Here is a 3,348-nt window from a genome sequence, read left to right as displayed (position 1 = left end):
CAAGCGAATCTCGAATGCCTGACCGGCAGAGATGCCCCAATGTCACCCCATCGAGCGACGCCAAACCCGGCATTACGGCGCGAACCGCACTCTCAGCGCTCTTCCTTGGCCTGCCCTACGCGGTGTATCCGCAAATCGCCTCGGATTTGCGCGGCGCCGACGTCGTGGGCGTGCTGTATGCGGCGATCCCGGTCGGCAGCGTGCTGGCTGGGCTGCTGTCCGGGACCTTCACCCGGGCTCGCCGTTACGGCGCCGCGATCTGCGGCGCGGTCTGCTGCTGGGGCGGGGCGATCGCTGGGTTCGGCCTGGCCCGGTCCCTGGCAGCGGCTTCGGGCCTGCTCGTCCTGGCTGGCGCCGCGCTCACGGTGCTGAGCGCGTTCCGCAAGTCCGCGCTCCAAAGCGTCGTCACCGACAAACTGCGGGGTCGCCTCCAGGGCGCCGACACAGTCATCGCCGCCGGCGGCCCCCGCCTCGCGGGCCTGGCCCACGGTGCAGCGGCCTCCTTGATCGGTCCCACATGGGCAGTCACGGGCGGGGGCCTGCTGGTGGTCGCAGTGATGCTGGCGCTGTATCTGACGGTCCCGGACTTCCGACGCTTCGAACGGTGAACGGCCAAGGTGCTGTCAAGCACAGGGTGCCTACATCAGCGAAAGTCACCTCTCCGGCATCAGCTTGGCATTCAACCTTTGAGCCTTCTGCTGTGCCCCACCATGGGTAAGTGAGGCACGTGGCTGCAAGTTGTTTCGCGCTACTTTTCCCAGACCGGTACAGAAGGTAGACCCAGCTCGGCCCGGGCCCGGTCCGTCAGCTCCTGGATGAGGCCTGTCTTCGCCCATGTGTAGTCGCCGGGTGTCGCACCGGTGGTGGCAATGGTCTGTTTGAGCTGCGCGTATCGTGCGGCTTCGTCCGGGTGCGCGCGGAGATAGTCGCGCAGGATCCGCTGGTTGCGGGTGGGCCAACTGCTGATGGTGACCACATGCAGGATGTGTGTCCTTCGGCCGTCGGTTGCGCGCACGTAGAGCAGGCGGTCGGTCATGCCGTTGAAGTGGGGCTGATAGCCCAGAGCTGCCAGCGTTTGTTCGTGTTCCTGGGCGACGTCCAAGTTGTTGCAGGCGGCCATGAGATCGATGATCGGCTTGGCAGCCAGCCCGGGAACGGCCGTAGAGCCGATGTGCTCGATGTCCGCGAACAGTCCCGGGAGAGCCCTACGCAGGTCCGCGATCGCGACATCGGCGCGTTTAGGCCAGGTGGGGTCGTAGGGGACTACCTCAATCTGCTGCCTGGGCGTGGGAGTCATGAAGGGCCCCTTCGTCTCGCGGTCATGGTGAGGTCGCCCTGAACCCTGACAACACGGACAGGGACTCGACGCGGGCGACACCGTCCAGCAGACTCACCCTCACGGCCTTGGGTTTGGATCACAGTCTCGACAGCGCACATGATCACCCAAAGGCCGCTCCACTGTCCGGAAAACGCCAAAACCCGTGGCCAGCTGCCGGCTCACCACGGGCAGAGGTTGAAGAACAAGGGGTAGCAGTGCAGGTGACGGCCTTCGACGAGTACGAGCGCCGGACGTGGGCCGGTCGGGCTGCCGCGTTCGCGGGGAGCTTTGCAAGACTATGCGCCTATCCCGTGCCGCAGCTGCTCGATGCCGCGGAGGTCCGAGAAGGCGCCCGGGTCCTCGATGTCGGGACCGGGACGGGGACGGTGGCCGCAGCAGCATGCAATCGGGGCGCGAAGGTGACCGCCATCGACGCCGAGCCCAGCATGGTGGAGCTTGCGCGGCAGACTGCCCCCTCCGCCGAAGTCTTCTGGGCGGTCCTGCCCGACCTGCCTTTCGAGGACGGTGTCTTCGACGCGGTGGTCGGCAACTTCGTGATCAATCATGTGGGCCGACCGAAGGACGCGCTGGCGGAGCTCCGCCGCGTGCTCCGCCCCGGAGGGCGGATCGCGCTGACGATCTGGGCCGTGCCCGCACCTGCCGGCCAGGCTTTGCTGGCGCGGGCAGTGGAGGCCGCGGGGGTGCCCCGGCCAGCGCATCTGCCGCCGCTCGCCCCAGAGGACGACTTCCCCCGCGATCCAGAGGGCCTGGCCGGGCTGCTTGCCTCAGCCGGACTGCGCGAGGCGACGTGCGAGACGCTGTGCTGGGAGCATCGGGCCAGTGCCGAGGAGTGGTGGAGTGGGCCCGCCGCCGGGGTGGCATTCATCGGCCAGATCCTGCTGAGCCAGCCTGCGGAGACCCGCGCGGAGATCAAGCGGCACTTCGATGTTCTGTCCCGGGAACTCCTCGGTGCGAACGGTCAACTGGTCCTTCCCCACGCTGCTCTACTGGCCAGCGCCCACCGCTGAGCACGAAGATTGATCAGCGACCGCACGGCCGTCGACCGGACTCCGAGTCCGCCAGCCGGTCATCCTCGCTCCTTGGCCTGGTTGAGGGTGCCTGGGCCAGGGTGCGGATGCGCAGCACCGGTGAGAAGACCAGCCACAGGGCCGACAGTGCGCCGCCGCCGGCGGCAAGTAGCAGTGTCGGGCGTAGTCCGATTGTGGTGGCGAGCAGGCCGCCGATGGTGGCGCCGATGGGGCGTATGCCGTAGTTGAGGGTGCTGTATGCGCCGGAGACCCGGCTTCGGATGTCGTCGTGGATGACGGCGGTCTGGAGCGAGTTGAGGTTGATGTCGAAGAACATCAGCCCGATTCCGGCCAGGAACTCTGACAGGGCGAGTGCTGTGCCGCGCACCCACAGCGGGCCGTCGGCGAGAGCTGCGATGGCGATGGGTGCGGGGAACAGCACGGCGCCCACCGCGATGCTCGGCCCCACCCCCCATCGGCGCGACATCCGGGGTGCGATGATCGCGCCCAGCAGTGAACCGGTGGCCCCGACGCCGAGTGCCAGGCCGATGCCGCCGGCTGTCAGGTGCAATACCCGGGTGGCGAACAGGACCGTCAGGGCAGTGCTGGAGACGAAGGTGAAGAAGTTGACGGTGGTGGCGCAGCCGAGGGTGGCCCGCAGCACCGGGTGGTGGACCACGTAGGTCATTCCTTCGCGGGCGCGGTGCAGCAGTGAGGGCTGTGCGGTGGAGGGCGGTGGCTCGTCGATGCGGATGCGCCCGATGAGAAGGGCGGAGGACAGGAATGAGAGCGCGTCGGCGAGGACGGCCACCGGAGCGCTCAGTCCCGAATCCGCAGGTAGTGGCCGACGGCTGGTCAGTTGATCTCTGTGCTGGCCGTTGGCGCCGTTGCGGTGTGTCTGGGTAGGCGGACGGCCCGGCTGTCGTGCCGGGTGGGCGGCTTTCCAGGGCGGTTACGGTGGTGCGGGCCCAGTGGGGACGGTGGTCAGGCGGCCGGCAGGTG

The 3,348-nt window shown here is 68.0% G+C and carries 3 protein-coding genes and 1 pseudogene; 2 read left to right on the top strand and 2 right to left on the bottom strand.

Annotation, left to right across the window (positions count from 1 at the left end; translation table 11 throughout):
* Positions 1-608, top strand: a pseudogene (locus ACZ38L_RS38935) (hypothetical protein); the annotation flags it as partial.
* 140 nt (positions 609-748) lie between these two features.
* On the opposite strand, the gene ACZ38L_RS38930 reads toward ACZ38L_RS38935, so the two are convergent.
* Entirely contained in the window at positions 749-1,297 is a 549-nt protein-coding gene (locus tag ACZ38L_RS38930) for a GrpB family protein (protein WP_465702791.1), read from the bottom strand.
* A gap of 242 nt (positions 1,298-1,539) precedes the next feature.
* Here ACZ38L_RS38930 and ACZ38L_RS38925 point away from each other — a divergent pair, with 242 nt between their 5' ends.
* Positions 1,540-2,346, top strand: a complete 807-nt coding sequence (locus ACZ38L_RS38925; protein WP_465702789.1) for a class I SAM-dependent methyltransferase — start codon at positions 1,540-1,542, stop codon at positions 2,344-2,346.
* A 13-nt stretch (positions 2,347-2,359) separates the two neighbouring features.
* Here the strand turns inward: ACZ38L_RS38925 and ACZ38L_RS38920 are convergent, their stop codons facing one another.
* Complete coding sequence (locus tag ACZ38L_RS38920) at positions 2,360-3,157, bottom strand: MFS transporter (RefSeq protein ID WP_465702787.1); 798 nt, start codon at positions 3,155-3,157, stop codon at positions 2,360-2,362.
* Between the last annotated feature and the right edge of the window lie 191 nt (positions 3,158-3,348).

The organism is Kitasatospora sp. NPDC024654, assembly GCF_055559155.1.
This window is presented reverse-complemented; position numbering and strand designations above follow the sequence as displayed.

Coding starts and splice junctions, on each gene's coding strand:
- ACZ38L_RS38930 (WP_465702791.1), bottom strand. CDS start 1,297: ATGACTCCCACGCCCAGGCAGCAGATTGAGGTAGTCCCCTACGACCCC.